The sequence below is a fragment of the Streptomyces sp. NRRL F-525 genome, assembly GCF_000716605.1.
Classification (GTDB): domain Bacteria; phylum Actinomycetota; class Actinomycetes; order Streptomycetales; family Streptomycetaceae; genus Streptomyces.
The window spans coordinates 292,584-308,795 of sequence record NZ_JNXE01000001.1; the positions used below are offsets into that span (position 1 = coordinate 292,584).

The window sequence follows — 16,212 nt, forward strand, 5'->3', positions numbered from 1 at the left end:
AAGTAGGAATCAGATAGGAAATCGATGCGGCGATCGTGGGGGAGGAAGTCGGGCGCGTCAAGGCTTGCGACATGAACTGGTCTGGTGGATAGGGGTTTTATGGCTCCGGCGGACCGTGTTCGCGTCTGCCGCCGGGGCCGGCTGCGCGCGAAATCGTATAGGAAATACCTACGTGTCGGCCTGGCCGTAAAGGTACAGATCATTCCCGCGAGTCGAAGATCGCGGGCCCGGCGGCCCTCTAGGATGGCTGGCTTCAGCGTTCGCTGGTGCGCACGTCGTGGACGTACAACTCGCGGGCGTGCAGGGGTAGTTCACCGCAGGGAGATCGTGCATGGGTTCCGATGAGGTCTTAACCACGCCGCTGGACGGGCTGTCGGCCGGCCCCGTGGTGCCGCGGCTGGTGCTGGGCGCGCGGTTGCGTGAACTGCGGGAGGAGCGGCACATCGCCCGCGTGGTCGCCGGGGAGGCCATCCGGGCCTCCCGCTCCAAGATCAGCCGCCTGGAGGCCGGGCGCCACCGCTTCAAGCCGCGCGACGTGGCGGACCTGCTCACTCTCTACGGCCTCACGGACGAGTCAGAGCGCGCCACCCTGCTGGCCCTCGCCGAGGAGGCCAACTCCCCTGCCTGGTGGCAGCACTTCAACGACGTGGTGCCCACGTGGGCGCGGGCCTACCTCGGGGCCGAACAGGCGGCTAGCCTCGTCCGCTGCTTCGAGGTCCAGCGCGTTCCCCACCTGCTGCAGACCCCGGACTACGCGCGGGCCTCCCTCCGGTTCACCCACGCGGGCGCCGGGCGGGCGGAACTCGACCGGCGGGTCAAGCTGCGGATGACACGGCAGCGGATTCTGCGCCGACGGCCGGCGGCGCAGCTCTGGGCCGTGATCGACGAGGCGGCGCTGCGGCGTCCGGTGGGCGGAATCGGCACGATGCGGGCCCAGTTGAGGCATCTCATCGAGATCTGCCGGCTGCCGCAGGTCACCGTCCAGGTGATGCCGTTCCTCGCGGGCGGGCACGCGGGGGAGGCCGGGCCGGTGACCATCCTGCGGTTGCCCGGGGGCCGGCTGCCCGACATGGTCTACCTGGAGCAGCGGGTCACCGCCCTCTACCCCGACCGGCCGACCGAGATCGAGTGCTACTGGGACGTCATGAACCGGCTGGTGGTGGAGGCGGAATCGCCGGAGGAGACTCCGACGATCCTGCATCGCATCCTTCAGGAGACGTGATCCCTCAGACCTCAGAAGACCTGAACTGCCGCGCGGGGTCTAGCGCTTGAGGGCGACACCGCCGTACTGGTGCACCTCAGCCGGCAGACCCCAGGCGCTCTCGTCGGGGCGCCAGCGCGAGCAGGAGGCCACGCCCGGTTCGAGCAGTTCCAGCCCTTCGAAGAAGCCCGCGATCTGCTCGGGGCTGCGCAGGATGTACGGGATCGAACCGCCCTCGTTGTACTGGCGGATGGCGTCGACGTAGGCCTCGCTGGTGTCGGTGCTGTCGTAGTGCACGAGGTAGCTGCCGACGGGCAGGGCGTCCACCAGGCGCCGTACGATCGCGCGTGCCTCGTCGTAGTCCTCGATGTGGCCCAGGATGCCCATCAGCATGAGGGCGACGGGCTTGTCGAAGTCGAGGGTCTTGGCGGCCTCGCGGACGATGGTGGCCGGGTCGCGGAGGTCGGCGTCGACGTAGTTGGTGACGCCCTCCGGGGAGCTGGTGAGCAGGGCGCGGGCGTGGGCCAGCACCAGCGGGTCGTTGTCGACGTAGACGATGCGGCACTCGGGGACCACCCGCTGGGCTATCTCGTGGGTGTTGTCCACGCTGGGCAGTCCGGTGCCGATGTCCAGGAACTGCCGGATGCCTTCCTCGGCGGCCAGGTGGCGGACGGCGCGGGCGAGGAAGTACCGGGCGGCACGGGCGCCGGTCTCTATGCCGGGGAAGATCTCGCGGAACGCGTCACCGGCGAGACGGTCCACCTCGTAGTTGTCCTTGCCGCCCAGCCAGTAGTTCCAGATCCGGGCCGACTGCGGCACGGTGGTGTCGAACCTGGCGAGCGGATCCTGCTCGGAGTTGTCTGCCGCTTCGGTCATGGACGCTCCTGTGCTTTACGGCGGTGAGAACCACGGAACCGTCGAAGATCGGCCGTGGACACCCACGTTATTACCCCGTGGCGCGGCTCATGCGCCTCGTCGGCCCCAACTGCCCTTACCGGCACGCGCGTTGGCTGGTTCGCTGCGTCCGGTGACGTGGAATCAGCCCTCTGCGGCGTGCCGGGTGAGGAATCCGATTCCAGCCGCGACGGCGGCGAGTACGGCCACGCTGGTGAGGGCGGCGGGGAGGGAGTACCAGTCGGCCATGAAGCCGATGGCGGGCGGTCCCAGGAGCATGCCGCCGTAGCCGAGGGTGGAGGCGATGGCGACTCCGTCGGGGCCGGCGAGGGTGCCGGCGCGTTCGACGGCGACGGGGAAGAGGTTGGCGAGGCCGAGCCCGGTGATCACGAAGCCGAGGACGGCGGCCCACAGGGTGGGCGCGAGCGCGCCGAGCAGCATGCCGAGGGCGGCGGTCGTGCCGCCGGCGACGAGGGTGCGGGTGCGGCCGAGCCGTTCGAGCAGCCGGGTGCCGGAGAGCCGGCCGGCGGTCATGGCGAGCGCGAAGCAGGAGTAGCCGATCGCGGCGGCACCGGCGGTGGCGTCGAGGTCCTGCTCCAGGTGCAGGGCGCTCCAGTCGGCGAGCGCGCCCTCGCCGAAGGCGGTGCAGAGGGCGATCAGGCCGAAGGTGAAGACGAGGCCGCGGGTGCGGGGGGTGAGGCGGCGGGGGGCGGTCTCCTGCTTGGGGGAGTCCTTCGGGGGTTCTGGGGGAGCCGGGGGCTTCAGGCGCAGCAGATTGCGGCCTACGACGGCGGTGACGAGCAGGCCGATCACGGTGAGGCAGAACAGGTGCTGGGTCGGGGTCAGGAATCCGGCGACCAGTCCGCCGAGCCCGGCGCCGACCATGCCGCCGAGGCTGAACGCGGCGTGGAAGCTGGGCATGATGGGCCGCCGCATGGCCCTGACCAGGTCGACCGCCGCGCTGTTGAACGCGACGTTGATCCCGCCGTAGGCCGCGCCGAAGACCAGGAGGACGAGGCCGAGGGTGAGGGGGGAGTGGGTGAGCGGGGGAAGGGAGACGCTCAGGGAGAGCAACACGGCGCAGACGACGGTGACTTGGTGGTTGCCGTAGCGGTGGCAGAGGCGGCCGGTGAGCATCATGGTGATGACGGCACCGGCAGAGACGCCGAGGAGCGCGAGGCCGAGGGTGCTGGCCGATGCGCCGGTCTGTTCCTTGATGGCGGGGATGCGGACGACCCAGCCGGCGAAGATGAAGCCGTCCAGGGCGAAGAACGCGGTGAGGGTGATCCGGAGTCGGGTGAGGTCGGTGGGGGTGCCCGGCACGGCGTTGTGCGTTCGGGGTTTGTTTATTTGCGGCACAAAGTCAGGTTAGGTGGGGGGAGGGGGTGGGGCAAGGGGGTGTGGGGCGGAGCCGATGCGGGCGGCCCGAACCTGCGGAGGCATGGGTTGTGGTGAGTGGGTGAACGCGGGGGTGTGGCGACGGTGAACGTGAGGTCGGGGCGACGGTCGGAGCCGTCTGACCGGCATCCGCGCCGCCTTCTACGGCGCGACCATCCGAGCCTTTCCCGGCTTGGTCTTCCGGAACCGGGACGCGCAGGGTGGCTGACAGGGACGCCGTCCTCGCCCTGCGGCCGGGGCGAGGACCTGAGCCGCCCGGGCGAACTCACGGAGACGCTGCGGGCGGACGACCCGCATGTCCGTGCCGGCGGCGCAGATGCACGCATCAGCTGAGGCGCCGGAAGTCGTGGCGGTGTAGGCAGGACCTCCCCAACGGACACAGGTCACTGTGAATTTCTTGGTCTCCGGGCTCTCGTGCCTCATCCGCTCCCTGGTGTTCCATCGACCCGGAGCATCTGGAACCGTGCGGTGTTCGAAACTCTGGACCGACAGGCCCTGTGCTGCTGCATCGCCGTCCGCTTCTGCGACTCACCCGTCCACCCTGCGGCAACGCCCCTTCGTGCAGGTGTAGTTCGCAACCGTGTACGGTGCCGTGGGTATTCGTCACGGCACCGCGGGGGGAAACGTTGGATCTTCGGCATCAGACCGCGAACTTCGTCAACGCGTCCTGGTCGATGGTGCAGCTGCGTGACCTGATCTACGACATGCTGAGCCTGCTCTTCACGGAGCTGAGCGACAACGGCGGCATGGCCGGCGACGGCAAGGCGGGCCGGGCCTTCGCCACCGTGTACAAGGAAGCGGTGAAGACGGTCTTCGACAAGTCCGGCTTCGCGCACCAGGTGATGGCCAACGGCGCGGGCGCTCTGCTCAGCGCATCCGAGGAACTCCTCAAGCGCGACGACAGGACCGCGGCGGAGCTCCTGGAGCAGAGCCCCCAAGCGCCGGGGATCGGCGCGCAGCCGTCCGGTCCGGACTGCAGCCCTCGGGCCAGCCACAACGCCGAGGACCTGCCCGAGGTCGTCGGTGAGACCAGCGGTGTCGACCAGTACCTCTTCAACGACCGTTTCCTCGGACAGCCCCACAAGCTGCGTGCAGTCGCCAAGACCTGGCGCAGCGCTGCCAAGGTCCTCGAAGACGCGTACTGGGACTCGTCGGATGCGTGGAAGACCGCCGGCCTCGATCAGGCCGGGGAGACCGCGGACTCCGTCGAGAGCTTCTTCAAGAAGTTCGTCGGCAAGGCCGAGCCTCCCAGCGAGGTCAGCGGGGACCACACCCTCATGGCGAATCTGCCCACGGCCTGCGGAATGCTCGCCAAGGCCTGCGACGCCTACGCCGATCACGTCGAGACGGCGAAGCAACGGCTCCCGGTGGAGGACACCTCTCCTACCGGCGAGTTCCTCTGGCCCTGGGAACAGCCGCGGTTCGGCGGGGACGGTCACGACGGCGGTCTGCAGGATCTCGTCCTGGACGATGTACGGATCACCTCGCTGGGCAAGATTCCACCAGCCCTGGACAGCTCCAAGTCGAGGGTCAAGATGCCCCGGCCGGACAACGGCGGCCTCTTTCCCGGTCTCCCCCCGTTCCTCGGCCCTCTGATCCGCGTCCCGACCCTGGTTCCGGCCGCATACCGTCCGGCGAACGGCCCCCGCGTCCAGCCGATCGCCCCCGAAATACCGCCCGATCCCCGTTTCCCGCCGCTCACGTCCGGACAGCAGCAGAACTTCCACACGTGGCTGAACTCCCTGCGTGAGGGGGACGTCTCGGGCGGCAGACCCGCGGAGGTCGCCTACCAGAAGCGGGTGGCCGGCTATCCCGAGTACGAGGTCCCCATCCCGCCGGGGATCAGTGCCGGGAACACACTGATGGTGGACGGATTCCGGGATTCCGACGGGATGGCGATCGAGCCGAAGTACGTCAACAAGCCGAACCAGAAGTGCTACCGCTCTCTGGACGAACTGCGCCAGAACCACGAGAGCGGGAAGAAGGACTTCCTCTACTACAAGGACCGCCAAGAGCTCGAAAAGTACTCGGCCGCGCTCAAGGACCCTCGCAACACGGAGATGCGAGGCGTGGAGACCGTCACCAACAACCAGGACTCCGTCCAGTACTGGCGCATCATGATGGCCGCCTACGGCGTCAAAGGTCACGCCCGCTACGTCCCCTGACCCTCCCCAGCTCTCCAGGAAGCACACGATGGAACCGGACGAGATCGCCGAACTGCGCACCATGTACGTCTTCACCCCACCGGACGGACAGAGTTGGGGCCTGACGTACGAGAGCCTGGAAGCCAAGCTGCGTGAGCGGAACCCCGAGGAGTTCGTCCGCGTCAACGACGGCTCCGGCGGCCCCGTCCGCGGCTCGTCGATGCACTTCGGCATCACCCTGGACGACGAGCAGTTGGAGGCCATGGCCCTGCTGTCGCCCGAAGGTGTGTCGGTCCTGGACTGCACCGCTCACTCGGCGGCCCGGTTCGCCCTCTGGCTGAGGAACACCGTGCTGCCGGGCGACACGGTCGTCATGTTCAACACCGAGTGGGGACTTGAGGCCGATCTGCCGTCCACGCCCGTCCCCGACGCGACTCGCCCGCGAATCGCCGCTGCCTTTGTGGCACACCTTGAGGAGACCGGGGACCTCGACTGAACGCGGAATCGACACAACCTGGGGCTCATGAGTGCGGTCGCGAAACCCTGGAGCGGTAACGCTGAAAGGGCTGCGCAGGATTTGCGCCAGCCTCAGGACGTTCAGTGCTTCGTCGACGGTGGGAAGGGCGACGTCACGACTCTCTCGCAGCGCGACCGAGGCGGGGGGCGCCGCCCACGCCAAGACCGCTTGACGGGCTTGGTCGGTCCGGCCGAGGAAACCGACGTAGGCGGCCCGGTGAACTCCGCGCCGCGTGGCGGCGGCTTGTGCGCGCAAAGTCTCGCGCATCACCTCCAGTTGGGCCTCGGCCTGCTTCAGCACTGAGTTCCGAGCCACGTCGGCCTGGCGCAGGACGGGGCTCCAAGCTGAACGTCATGCGCGGTCGGTCCTGAGGACACCGGGGTGGGCCAGCATGTGCAGCTCGTACGGATGGCAGGGCCCGAAGTGCTGCTGGTGACGCGACGGTGCTCCGTCCGGGGCCGCCAAAGTCTATGTGTTTGCTGGTTGTTGATGCCTCCGTAGGCGGCGCCGAAGACCAGGAGGCTGAGGGTGAGCGGTGGGAGGGAGACGCTGAGGGAGAGCAACACGGCGCAGGCGACGGTGACTTGGTGGTTGCCGTAGAGGTGGCAGAGGCGGCCGGTGAGCTTCCTTGATGGCGGGGATGCGGCCGACCCGGCCGGCGAGGATGAAGACCACGCGAGTTCGAGCCGAACGGCGAACGGGAGCTGTCGACCGACTTCTCGTCGACCGGGGTGGGGGCGAGGTCCGGTGCAGGGCCACCACTCCGCCGTAGGTATGACCGGCCGAAGTCGAACGCCAGGACCCGGTGGGTGACTTGGGGTGAGTCTGTTCACTTCTCGTTCGATTTTTGTTGGGGTGTCTGCCGTTAGTGTCTGGCGTGCAATCAGATCGACGACCATGAGACGACGAGAACCAGTATCCGTGGATTCCGAATACGGGAGAAACGCGTGAAGGTACTTCGCCTGCCGTTCGTCCTCGCCGTTGCAATGACGGCCCTGTTGGGCACTCTTGCATCGCCCGCTTCGGCCGTGGAGCGCACCTGCTACGGCAAGACGGGAAACTTCAACGACAACTGGCTTCTCCTGGTGGACTGGGACCGAGGCGAAAGCGAATGTTTCGGCGTCGCGCCGTCCGGCAGTATTTGGCACACATGGCAGACTGCCGACACGTGGTACGAGATGCCGGGCAACGGCCGTGCCTCGTGGGTCGCAAATGCTTATGACATCTACAACGGCATTTCCTCGAACGCTCAGAACATTGGAAAAGCTGTAAGAGTCGTCACGGCGAGTAGTTCTTACTGCAGTTATCTTGACTACGCGACCAACACCTGGGGTGGCTGGTACGAGGTCTCCACTTCCAGCACATGCACGAGCTCACCCAACATCGGGTACGAAGCTACGCATTGGCTCCTGCAGTAGGGCATAGCCGCGCCCCACGGACAGCTGCGCGGGCGCTACCCGGCCGGACAGGGAGAGCGGGAGCCGGCCGGTCACGTTCCGTGGACAGTGCACCACCGCGCACAGTTCGCCCACGGTGCCGCTTCAGGGATCCTTGAACGCCGTGCCGCCCAGCTCGGTTTCGGCGACCGGGCCGCAGCTGTCCAGCCCCGCGGCCGGTGGGGCACGTGCATCAGTCCGTGCTGCGCAGGGCGAGCCATGTCTCGTGGCCCACGATGCCGTCGGCGTCCAGCAGCTTGTCGCTCTGGAAGCTCCGTACCGCCGACTCGGTTCCGGCACCGAAGTCGCCGTCCACGCCGGTGCTCCCGACGCCGTATCCGCGCTTCGTCAGCATGCACTGCACCTGCAGCACACGCTTGCCGCTGTCTCCCAGGCGCGTGCGTCCGCTGCCGCGGTAGTACGTGCAGTCCGAGATCCAGTCCGGGGTCGCGGGCTCGATGGTGGGCGGACTGCTCGGGGACAAGGAGGGAGTCGCGTCTGCCGGGGCACTGGGATCGGCATCGGGAGCGGAGGGGGTGCCGTGCACCGCCGGTGCGGCGGAGCCGGAGTCCGCGGGGTGCGTGGCCGCGCCGTCGGGGTTCGCGGCGCCGTCGACGTTCTTGCCGGAGGCAGCCCTCGCGTCCGAGGCTCCGGGTGTCGACGAGAAGGCGGTGCCGCCGGGCACGGTGCGGTCGGTCGTCGTAGCGGACCCCGGGGCGGAAGCGGCGGGCTGGGCGTCGTGGTGACTGAGCACGAAGACCCCCGCGGCCACCGCGCAGACGGCGATGCCCGCGGCGACGGCCCGTACCGAGTTCTTCCGTGCCCAGGTGCGGACTGTGCTCTCCTGGGAGCGTGCCGATGGTGTGCCGGAGGTGGCGTCGGCGGCCACCACCGGTGGTTCGAGAACGGGCGGACCAGGTCGGCCGCCCTGCCCGGCCGGTGCCGACGGCATCGCCATCGGCCGTTCGTCCGGAGACAGTAATCGGGCTTGCGATGCGACGGGGAGGCGGTACAGCACCTCGTACGCCCGTTGCCGGGCCAGCAGTTGGTCGGCCAGCGGCTCGGGCCACACGGTCGTTTCGGTGCGTGCCCCGACCGCATTGATCAAATCCAGCCCAGTGGGCCGCCGTTCGGGCTCCTTGGCCAGGCAGGCGGTCAGCAGCGAGCCGAGCGCAGCGTCCGCCGCCGAGATCTCTGCGATCAACTCCGGATCCGGCTCCTCGAACGCCACCCGGTGCATCACATCGATCCCCGTTCCGTCGCCGAACGGGGCACGTCCCACCGCCGCGTACACCAGTGTCCCGGCGAGTGAGAACACGTCCGACGCCGTGTCGGACCTGCCGGTCCGCAGGTGTTCCGGCGACATGTAGGCCGGAGTGCCCACCCGGACACCCGTGCCGGTGATCGTGCTGGCGTCCAGGGCCTTCGAAATGCCGAAGTCGATCACATGCGCGCCTCCGACGGACAAGAGCACGTTGGACGGCTTCAGATCCCGGTGCACGATCCCCGCTGCGGCGAGGTCGGCCAGCGCCTGCCCCAGTTCCGCCACCAGACGCCAGACCGCGGCCGTCTCCAGGGCGCCGTGCTCACGTACGGCATGCGCCAGATCGAGCCCCGGGAGGTACTCGGTGGCCATCCACAGCAACTCGTCCTGGAAGCCCGTGCCGCACAGTCTCGGTGTGTGCGACGTACTGACCCGTTCGTGCACCGACGCTTCGCGTTCGAACCGGCGGCGGAAGCCGGGATCGTCCGCGTACTCCGGCCTGATCACCTTCACCGCGGCCAGACCGGGGCTGCCGTCCGCGGGACGTGCGAGGTAGACCCGCCCCATACCGCCGCTGCCGAGCAGGGCCAGTGGCGCATAGGGACCGATGAGATCCGGGTCGCCGAGGCGCAGGGGCGCGGCACCGGTCTGCCGCAGTGCGGCGGCCTCGTTCGTCGCCAGGTCCGGTGGCAGCGGCCGCTGTTCTGACACGGATCCCCCGAAGTGATGTGCGCCGTACGTCAGTTCGGCCCCAAGGAATGACGAGGCTATCCGAGCCGTGGCGTCCGTTCAGAGTTTCCCTCACTTCCGTTCCACCGGAGCAGGCGTGTTCACGCGGCCCGTGCACGGCGTCGTACGCATGGCCCCGCCTTCGACGCCCCGTTCGTCCCGGGCTCGGGCACGTGGGCTCGCCGTGTCGGAACGTGACCTCGTAGCGATGCGACCGTAGGTGCGGGTGACGGAAGGTGCATTCCTCGGGACTGCTCTATCAGCTAACATAGAATAATTAGCTAGATGAATAGCCTAGTGCTGGCGAGGAGTGGCCGTGGACTTCGGGCTGACCGACGAGCAGGACCTGTTGCGGGCGACGGCACGGCAGTTCGTCGCCGATGTGTGCCCGGCCGAGAAGGCCAAGCGGTGGGACGAGGAGGGTGTCGTGCCGCCCGAGTTGTTCCGCGGTATGGCCGATCTGGGGTGGTTCTCCCTCCCGTTCAGTGAGGAGGAGGGCGGCGACGGCGGCGGCCCGCTCGAACTCATCCTGATCGCGGAGGAGTTGGGGCGGGCCAGCTTTGACGTCGCCATGTGCTATATCGGCGTGCTCATCCCGGGGATCACTGTGTTCCGGTGGGGCAGCGAGGCGCAGCGCGACTTCATTCGTGAGCAGGTGATGACCGGGCGCCATCGCCTCGCCGTCGGCCTCAGCGAGCCGGACAGCGGGTCCGACGCCGCCGCCCTGCGCACCACCGCCGAGGACCACGGCGACCAGTTCCTCGTCCGCGGTCAGAAGGCGTGGTGCACGGGCGGCGGCCTGCCCGACACGACCATCGCGACCTACGTGCGCACCGGTCCCCGCGAGCCCAAGCACGGCGGCATCAGCCTGCTGCTCGTCGACCCCGCGACGGACGGCGTCGAGGTGCGCCGGACCCCGACGCTGGCCCGGCACATCCTCGGCACCAACGAGGTCTTCTTCAACGACGCCCTGGTCCCGAAGGAGAACCTCGTCGGCCCGCGCGACGAGGGCTGGAAGGTCATGCTCTCCAACATCGAGCTGGAGAAGGTGATCATCACCGGGGGGTACCTGGGAGCCGCGCAGGCCACGTTGGACGAGATGCTGGAGTATTCGCGTACCCGGCACGCCTTCGGGCGTCCGATCGGGAACTTCCAGGCCCTCGCCCACGCCATGGCCGACCTGCAGACCGAGATCGACTCCGCCCGGCTGCTCGCGTACCGCGCCGCCTGGCTGCTCGCCCAGGGCAAGCCGTGCACCCGGGAGGGCTCGATGGCCAAGCTGAAGGGGTCGGAGACGTACGTGGCCGCCGCCCGGCTCGGGATGCAGGTGTGTGCCGGGCACGGTTTCTCGACCGAGAGCGTGATGAGCTTCCGCTACCGGGAGTCCATCGTGGCCACGATCTCCGGGGGAACCAGCCAGATCCAGCGCAACGGGATCGCCCGGAGCATGGGGTTGCGGTCCTACTGACCCGCGCCCTCGACCTGACCCGCGCCTTCGCCCTGACCCGCGCCCTCGACCTGATGACCCCCGCCCTCGACCTCGCCTTTGGCCTCCTGGGCGGTCAGCCACGCCTCGTGCCGCGCGAAGTGGCCCTGGTCGCGGGTCACCCAGATCCCGGAGGCCCGGGCCAGCACGGCACGGGTCGGCAGCAGGACCATCTCGCCCGCGATGTACCAGCGCCGGCCCTCCCGGCGTTCGACCCAGGCCCGGACCTCCAGCGGCCGTTCCACCGGCACCGGCTTCACGAAGCTCACGCTCAACTCCGCCGTGACGCTCAACACCCGGTGCAGCAGCGGGAGATGACCGAGGCAGTCGTCCAGTACGGCCGCCGTCCAACCGCCGTGCGCGACATTCGGGCCGCCCTCCTGCGAGCGCGGGCAGACGAGTCCGAAGCACGCCACGCCGTCCTCGTCGAGCCGCTCGCGCTCCACGCCCAGGCGGCAGGAACCGGTGACACGGCAGGCACCGCACAGCGCCACCCCGCCCTGGGTGCGGGGCGGCTCCTGGAAGTCCGACCCCGCCCACACTCTGGTCTCACCGGTTCCCATCGACATGCTCGAACTCCTCGTGTCAGACATCGGCGAGCAGCGGCCGCAGCTTCCCCGCGATCAACTGGACCTGCCGGGCGACCATCTCCTCGGGCATCCCGGCCAGCGAGGCCCACAGGAACACCCCTTCGACCGGCAACCCGGCGACGTACGCCTTGATGGCCTCGGCGGTGTCCTGCGGGGTGCCGTACAGGAACTGACCGACACCCGTCGCCTGCAGCCCCGTCTCCCGCCACTTCTCGGGATCGATGGGGCGGGGAGCGGGCTCGTCCGTCCCCTCGACCATGTACCGGCGATAGCTGTCCCACTGGTACGCCAGGTGTTCGCGCACCACCGGCCAGTCGCCGTCGGGGTCCTCGGTGACGAACGTGGTGAAGGAACCCTGCATCCGGGCCGCCGACACGTCGTGACCGCCCTCGGCGAGCCCCTCCCGGTACGGCGTGAGCAGGGCAGGGTTGAGGGACAGCAGCCCGGTGCCCAGCCGTCCGGCCCGGCGCGCGCCCTGCGGTCCCTGGTAGCCGAGCCAGATCGGCAGCGGGTCCTGGACCGGGCCGGGGGTGACCAGGGACTCCGACCACAGGCCGCGGATCTCCCGTACGCGCTGGTCCGTCGTGGAGTAGCGCCGGGCGAGATCGGCGCCGTAGAGCTGGTACTCGGGTACCCGGTAGCCGGTGCCGAGTCCGAGGTCCAGGCGGCCGTCGCTGATGATGTCGACGATCGCGGCCTGTTCGGCGATCTCGGGGGCCGCGTGCAGGGGCGCGGGGATGACCGCGGTGCCCAGGCGGACGTGGCGGGTGCGGGCCGCTGCGGCGGCGGCCATCGTGAGCGGCTGCGGGAGGTATCCGTCCTCGAAGCCGTGGTGTTCGGAGAACCAGACCGAGTCGAGGCCGAGCCGGTCCGCCTCCTCGCACATCTCCAGGGCGAACCCGTAGACGCGTGACCAACTCTGTTGCCAGGGCGGGGGGTTGCGCATGTCGAAGTAGATGCCGACCTTCATGAGGGGCCACCTCTCCTTGTGTCGTCGGTGAGTTGGATCGTCGCGTGGGCTACGGCGACTCCGTCCCCGGGCGGCAGCAGCCGTACCGGACGCAGCTCCATCGACTCGATCTCGGGCAGGTCCTCGACCATCGCGGAGATCCGCAGCACGAGGTCTTCGAGGGCCGTCAGGTCCACGCCCGGGCCGCCCACCCGGCCGTCCAGCAGCGGGGCCGCCCGCAGCGAGCGGATCATCTCCCGGGCGTCGCGGTCGCTGAGCGGGGTGATCCGGTGGGCGACGTCGGCCATGAGGTCGGCGTAGTCCCCGGTGAGACCGAACGCGATCACCGGGCCGAAGACCGGGTCCGCGCGGACGGAGAGGAACGCGTCCGGGCCGTAGGAGTCCGTGTTCCGTACGGAGATGCCGTACGAGTCCAGCAACTCGGCGGCGAGCTGTGGCGGTACGGCTCCGGGAGCGCACCCGGCGATCAGCGAGCGGGCCCGGTCCGTGTCGACCTGCGGGAGGTCCGGTATGACACCCGCGGGGGTGTTGCGCCACGCCTGGTACGCCGCCGCGTGGCCGAGCGAGGTCGCCGCGGACTCGGGGAACGCGTAGGTGGGGACGACGAGTTCGCCCCGGTGCAGGAGATCGGCGACGCCCGCGCCGCCCAGGAAACTCGCCAACACCGGCTTCCCGGGGGCGGCTTCGGCCGCGTCGAGGATCGCCGCCGCCACCTCGTCGGGCTTGTCCGCCAGCGGGGGCATGAAGAGGACCACGGCGGCGTCGATGCCGTCGTCGGCCAGTACCGCGTCCAGCGCCTGCCGGTAGTGCGCGGCGGTGGCCGTGGGCGTGAGGTCGACCGGGTTGGTTACGTCCGCGCGGGGCGAGAGAGCCGTACGGAGGAAGTGCCGTACGGGCGCGCCGAGTTCGGGCACCCGCAGGCCGCTCGCCTCGCACGCTCCGACGGTCAGCGCGGCGGGGCCGCCCGCGTTGGTGATCACGGCGACCCGGTTGCCCGGCGGGGGCGGCTGGTGCGCCAACAGGAGCGCTACGTCGAAGAGTTCCTGGAGGCTGCGGGTGCGGATGACGCCGGACTGGGCGAAGAGCGAGTCGACCGCCGCGTCCGCGTGCCCCGGGTGCACCGCGACGATCGGCTTGCGCGGGGCGACCCGGCGCGCGATGCGGGCGAAGCGGCGCGGATTGCCGAAGGTCTCGACGTGCAGCAGGACCACCGACGTCTCGGGGTCCTCCTCCCACCACTGGAGCAGGTCGTTGGTGGAGACGTCCACGGCGTGGCCCACCGACACGAACCCGGAGAAGCCCAGCCGCAGCCGCCGGGCGAAGTCGAGCACCGCGAGCCCGAGCGGCCCGGACTGACTGGACATCGCGACCCGGCCCGGCGTCGGCAGCGCGGGGGAGAAGGTCGCGGCCAGCCGGGCAGCGGGCGTCGTGTTGACCACGCCCATGCAGTTCGGGCCCACCAGCCGCATCCCGGAGGCACGGGCGAAGCGGGCCAGCTCCAGTTCGGTGGCGCGGCCTTCGACTCCCGTTTCCCCGAAGCCAGTTGAGACGACGACCACCGCTTTGACGCCGGCCTCGGCGCACTCTCGTACGACATCGGGCACCGCCTCGGCCCGCACGGCGACCAGAGCCAGGTCCGGGACCTCGGGCAGCTCCCGGACGGTCGGATACGCCCGTGCCCCGGCGACCTGCTCGGCGCGCGGATTGACCGGGAACACGGAACCGCGGAACCCGCCCCGCAGCAGGTTGGCGACGATCTCGTGGCCGATCGTCAAGGGGCTGCGGTTCGCGCCGACCACCGCGACCGAGCGGGGTTCGAGCAGCGGTCGCAGGGAACGTCGTACGGCCGTGTGCTCGCGGCGTTCGGCGCGGGCCACGGCCTGGGCCTGCGGGTCGACGGCGATCTCGAAGTGGACGATCTGGCCGGGCGGCCCGGCCTCCACCCGGAAGCCGGAGCCGAGGAACACGTTGATCATGCGGGTGTTGTCGGCGAGGACGTCGGCCTCCAGGACCCGGATGCCCCGGGTGCGCGCGGCGGCGGCGATGTGCTCCAGGAGCAGCCTGCCGAACCCCTCGCTCTGGTGGTCGTCGCGGATGGTGAAGGTGACCTCCGCGTGTTCCGGTTCCTCCGGGTCACGGACGTAGCGGACCAGGCCCGCGATCTCGTCGCCGGCCAGCGCGACGAGCGCCAGCTCGTTCAGGTAGTCCACGTGCGCGCCGCGCCGGATCACGTCGTCGCGGGCGCGGACCACCGGACCGAGCGAGCGGTAGGCCAGGGTCGCCCGGGACAGCCCGCCGACGAAGGCGACCAGGCGGTCGGCGTCCTCGGGCCGGACGGGCCGGACGAAGGTCGACCGGCCGGTGCGCACGAGGCCCGGTCGTTCCAGATCCTCGGGATACGGCGGACTGCTCATCGGGGTGTCGCCGCTCAGACGGCCGCCTCCTGGGGAGTCTGCTCGGGCAGGCTGAACAGCTCGTCGAAGGTGCCGCGGGTGACGCGCTCGCGGATGTCCGCGGACACGCCGTCGAACAGCTCGTGCAGCGTGGACTGGGTGTGGCCGTAAGTGCCTTCCAGGTGGGGGTAGTCGTCGCCCCACATCACGTTGCGGTAGCCGGTCGACTCGACGATCTCCACCGAGCTCTTGTCGTGCTGGAAGGAGGCGTACACCTGCTGCCTGATGATCTCGCTGGGCAGTCGGCTGAGCTTCGGCCGCACGAACATGCCGTGCTGACGGTAGGCCTCGTCCATCCGGTCGCCGATGGCCGGCACCCAGCCCGCGCCGCCCTCCGCGATCAGGATCTTCAGGTCGGGGTGCCGGTCCAGGGCGCCGCCCGCGACCATGTGGGACACGACGCGCATGCCCGGGTAGGTCGTCTCCATGTAGTTGACGACCGCGCCGCCGGGCCCGCGGAAGACGACGTTCTCGCCACCGGTGCCGATATGGAAGCCCAGGGTCAGTCCGGCCCGCTCGGCCGCCGTCCACAGCGGCTCCCAGCGGTCGAGGGCGTACTCCTCGCCGGGCCGGGTCTGGCACGGCAGGAAGACGGACTGGAAGCCCAGCTCCGCCACGCGCTCGACCTCGGCGACCGCGTCCTCGACATCGGCGGTCGACACGCAGGCGGGGGTGATGATGCGCTTCTGCTTCCCGAGGACTTCGGAGTGCGCCCAGTCGTTCCAGGCCCGTACGGTCTCGCGGGCCAGCTCCCGGTCGGTGATCGACACCAGCCAGAACCCCATGGAGGGGAAGGCCAGTTGACCCCACACGCCCTCCTGGTCCAGGTCCTTCAGCCGGACCTGGAGGTCCCGGGCGCCCGGTGGCCGCATGGCGTCCATGAAGTCGTTGAGCTGGCGGTCGATGCGCTCGCCGTCGATGTACAGCACCTCGTACTTGTCGCCGCGCTCACTGCGCGGCGCCCGGTCGGCGAGGCGCGGCGGCAGCGACTGGATCCACAGGTCGTCGGGTTCCATCACATGGGAGTCCCCGGAGTTGACCCAGATCTTCGTCATGGCGCTCCTTCGGGTCAATAGATGCAATCAGTTAGCGATTTTAATCGTATCGGCCGCCGAGTGGAAGGCCGGGAG

The 16,212-nt window shown here is 69.6% G+C and carries 12 protein-coding genes; 5 read left to right on the top strand and 7 right to left on the bottom strand.

Features of this window, described 5'->3' with window-relative positions; all coding sequences use genetic code 11:
- Positions 1 to 331 precede the first annotated feature (331 nt).
- Positions 332 to 1,222, top strand: coding sequence for a helix-turn-helix domain-containing protein (locus OO69_RS01300; protein WP_033278434.1), 891 nt, complete (start codon positions 332 to 334; stop codon positions 1,220 to 1,222).
- Positions 1,223 to 1,261: 39 nt separating this feature from the next.
- On the opposite strand, the gene OO69_RS01305 is transcribed toward OO69_RS01300, so the two are convergent.
- Together OO69_RS01305 and OO69_RS01310 are read right to left on the bottom strand one after the other, a co-directional pair.
- Positions 1,262 to 2,077 carry an SAM-dependent methyltransferase gene (locus OO69_RS01305; protein ID WP_033278435.1) on the bottom strand — a complete coding sequence of 272 codons (816 nt, stop codon included), beginning with the start codon at positions 2,075 to 2,077 and terminating at the stop codon, positions 1,262 to 1,264.
- Positions 2,078 to 2,239: 162 nt separating this feature from the next.
- A complete protein-coding gene (locus OO69_RS01310; RefSeq protein WP_033278436.1) occupies positions 2,240 to 3,418 on the bottom strand; it encodes an MFS transporter in 1,179 nt (392 codons plus the stop codon).
- A 701-nt stretch (positions 3,419 to 4,119) separates the two neighbouring features.
- Between OO69_RS01310 and OO69_RS52820 the strand changes: the two genes are divergently transcribed.
- From OO69_RS52820 to OO69_RS51845, 3 genes are all read left to right on the top strand, one after another.
- Complete coding sequence (locus OO69_RS52820; RefSeq protein ID WP_234444295.1) at positions 4,120 to 5,658, top strand: restriction endonuclease fold toxin-2 domain-containing protein; 1,539 nt, start codon at positions 4,120 to 4,122, stop codon at positions 5,656 to 5,658.
- Between the two features lie 28 nt (positions 5,659 to 5,686).
- The gene (locus OO69_RS01320; RefSeq protein WP_033278437.1) at positions 5,687 to 6,133 is read left to right on the top strand and encodes a hypothetical protein; all 447 of its coding nucleotides are present in this window, start codon (positions 5,687 to 5,689) and stop codon (positions 6,131 to 6,133) included.
- Between the two features lie 968 nt (positions 6,134 to 7,101).
- Positions 7,102 to 7,572: a hypothetical protein gene (locus OO69_RS51845; RefSeq protein WP_158713344.1), complete on the top strand. Its 471-nt coding sequence runs from the start codon at positions 7,102 to 7,104 to the stop codon at positions 7,570 to 7,572.
- A gap of 211 nt (positions 7,573 to 7,783) precedes the next feature.
- Here the strand turns inward: OO69_RS51845 and OO69_RS01330 are convergent, their stop codons facing one another.
- Entirely contained in the window at positions 7,784 to 9,565 is a 1,782-nt protein-coding gene (locus OO69_RS01330; protein ID WP_033278439.1) for a serine/threonine-protein kinase, read from the bottom strand.
- 334 nt (positions 9,566 to 9,899) lie between these two features.
- On the opposite strand from OO69_RS01330, the gene OO69_RS01335 reads away from it, so the two are divergent.
- Entirely contained in the window at positions 9,900 to 11,051 is a 1,152-nt protein-coding gene (locus OO69_RS01335; protein ID WP_033278440.1) for an acyl-CoA dehydrogenase family protein, read from the top strand.
- On the opposite strand, the gene OO69_RS01340 is transcribed toward OO69_RS01335, so the two are convergent.
- From OO69_RS01340 to OO69_RS01355, 4 genes are read right to left on the bottom strand one after another with little or no spacing between them, the layout of a single operon-like run.
- Positions 11,045 to 11,638: a PaaI family thioesterase gene (locus OO69_RS01340; RefSeq protein WP_234444296.1), complete on the bottom strand. Its 594-nt coding sequence runs from the start codon at positions 11,636 to 11,638 to the stop codon at positions 11,045 to 11,047. The genes OO69_RS01335 and OO69_RS01340 overlap by 7 nt on opposite strands.
- 16 nt (positions 11,639 to 11,654) lie before the next feature.
- A complete protein-coding gene (locus OO69_RS01345) occupies positions 11,655 to 12,629 on the bottom strand; it encodes an LLM class flavin-dependent oxidoreductase (RefSeq protein ID WP_033278441.1) in 975 nt (324 codons plus the stop codon).
- Positions 12,626 to 15,043 carry a GNAT family N-acetyltransferase gene (locus OO69_RS01350; protein WP_033278442.1) on the bottom strand — a complete coding sequence of 806 codons (2,418 nt, stop codon included), beginning with the start codon at positions 15,041 to 15,043 and terminating at the stop codon, positions 12,626 to 12,628. The genes OO69_RS01345 and OO69_RS01350 overlap by 4 nt, the downstream gene beginning before the upstream one ends.
- A 14-nt stretch (positions 15,044 to 15,057) precedes the next feature.
- Positions 15,058 to 16,137, bottom strand: a complete 1,080-nt coding sequence (locus tag OO69_RS01355; RefSeq protein ID WP_033278443.1) for an amidohydrolase family protein — start codon at positions 16,135 to 16,137, stop codon at positions 15,058 to 15,060.
- Between the last annotated feature and the right edge of the window lie 75 nt (positions 16,138 to 16,212).

Bases quoted from the DNA above. Each gene is read 5' to 3' on its own strand.
- OO69_RS01300 (WP_033278434.1), top strand. From the start codon at position 332: ATGGGTTCCGATGAGGTCTTAACCACGCCGCTGGACGGGCTGTCGGCC.
- OO69_RS01305 (WP_033278435.1), bottom strand. From the start codon at position 2,077: ATGACCGAAGCGGCAGACAACTCCGAGCAGGATCCGCTCGCCAGGTTC.
- OO69_RS01320 (WP_033278437.1), top strand. From the start codon at position 5,687: ATGGAACCGGACGAGATCGCCGAACTGCGCACCATGTACGTCTTCACC.
- OO69_RS01340 (WP_234444296.1), bottom strand. From the start codon at position 11,638: ATGTCGATGGGAACCGGTGAGACCAGAGTGTGGGCGGGGTCGGACTTC.
- OO69_RS01345 (WP_033278441.1), bottom strand. From the start codon at position 12,629: ATGAAGGTCGGCATCTACTTCGACATGCGCAACCCCCCGCCCTGGCAA.
- OO69_RS01350 (WP_033278442.1), bottom strand. From the start codon at position 15,043: ATGAGCAGTCCGCCGTATCCCGAGGATCTGGAACGACCGGGCCTCGTG.
- OO69_RS01355 (WP_033278443.1), bottom strand. From the start codon at position 16,137: ATGACGAAGATCTGGGTCAACTCCGGGGACTCCCATGTGATGGAACCC.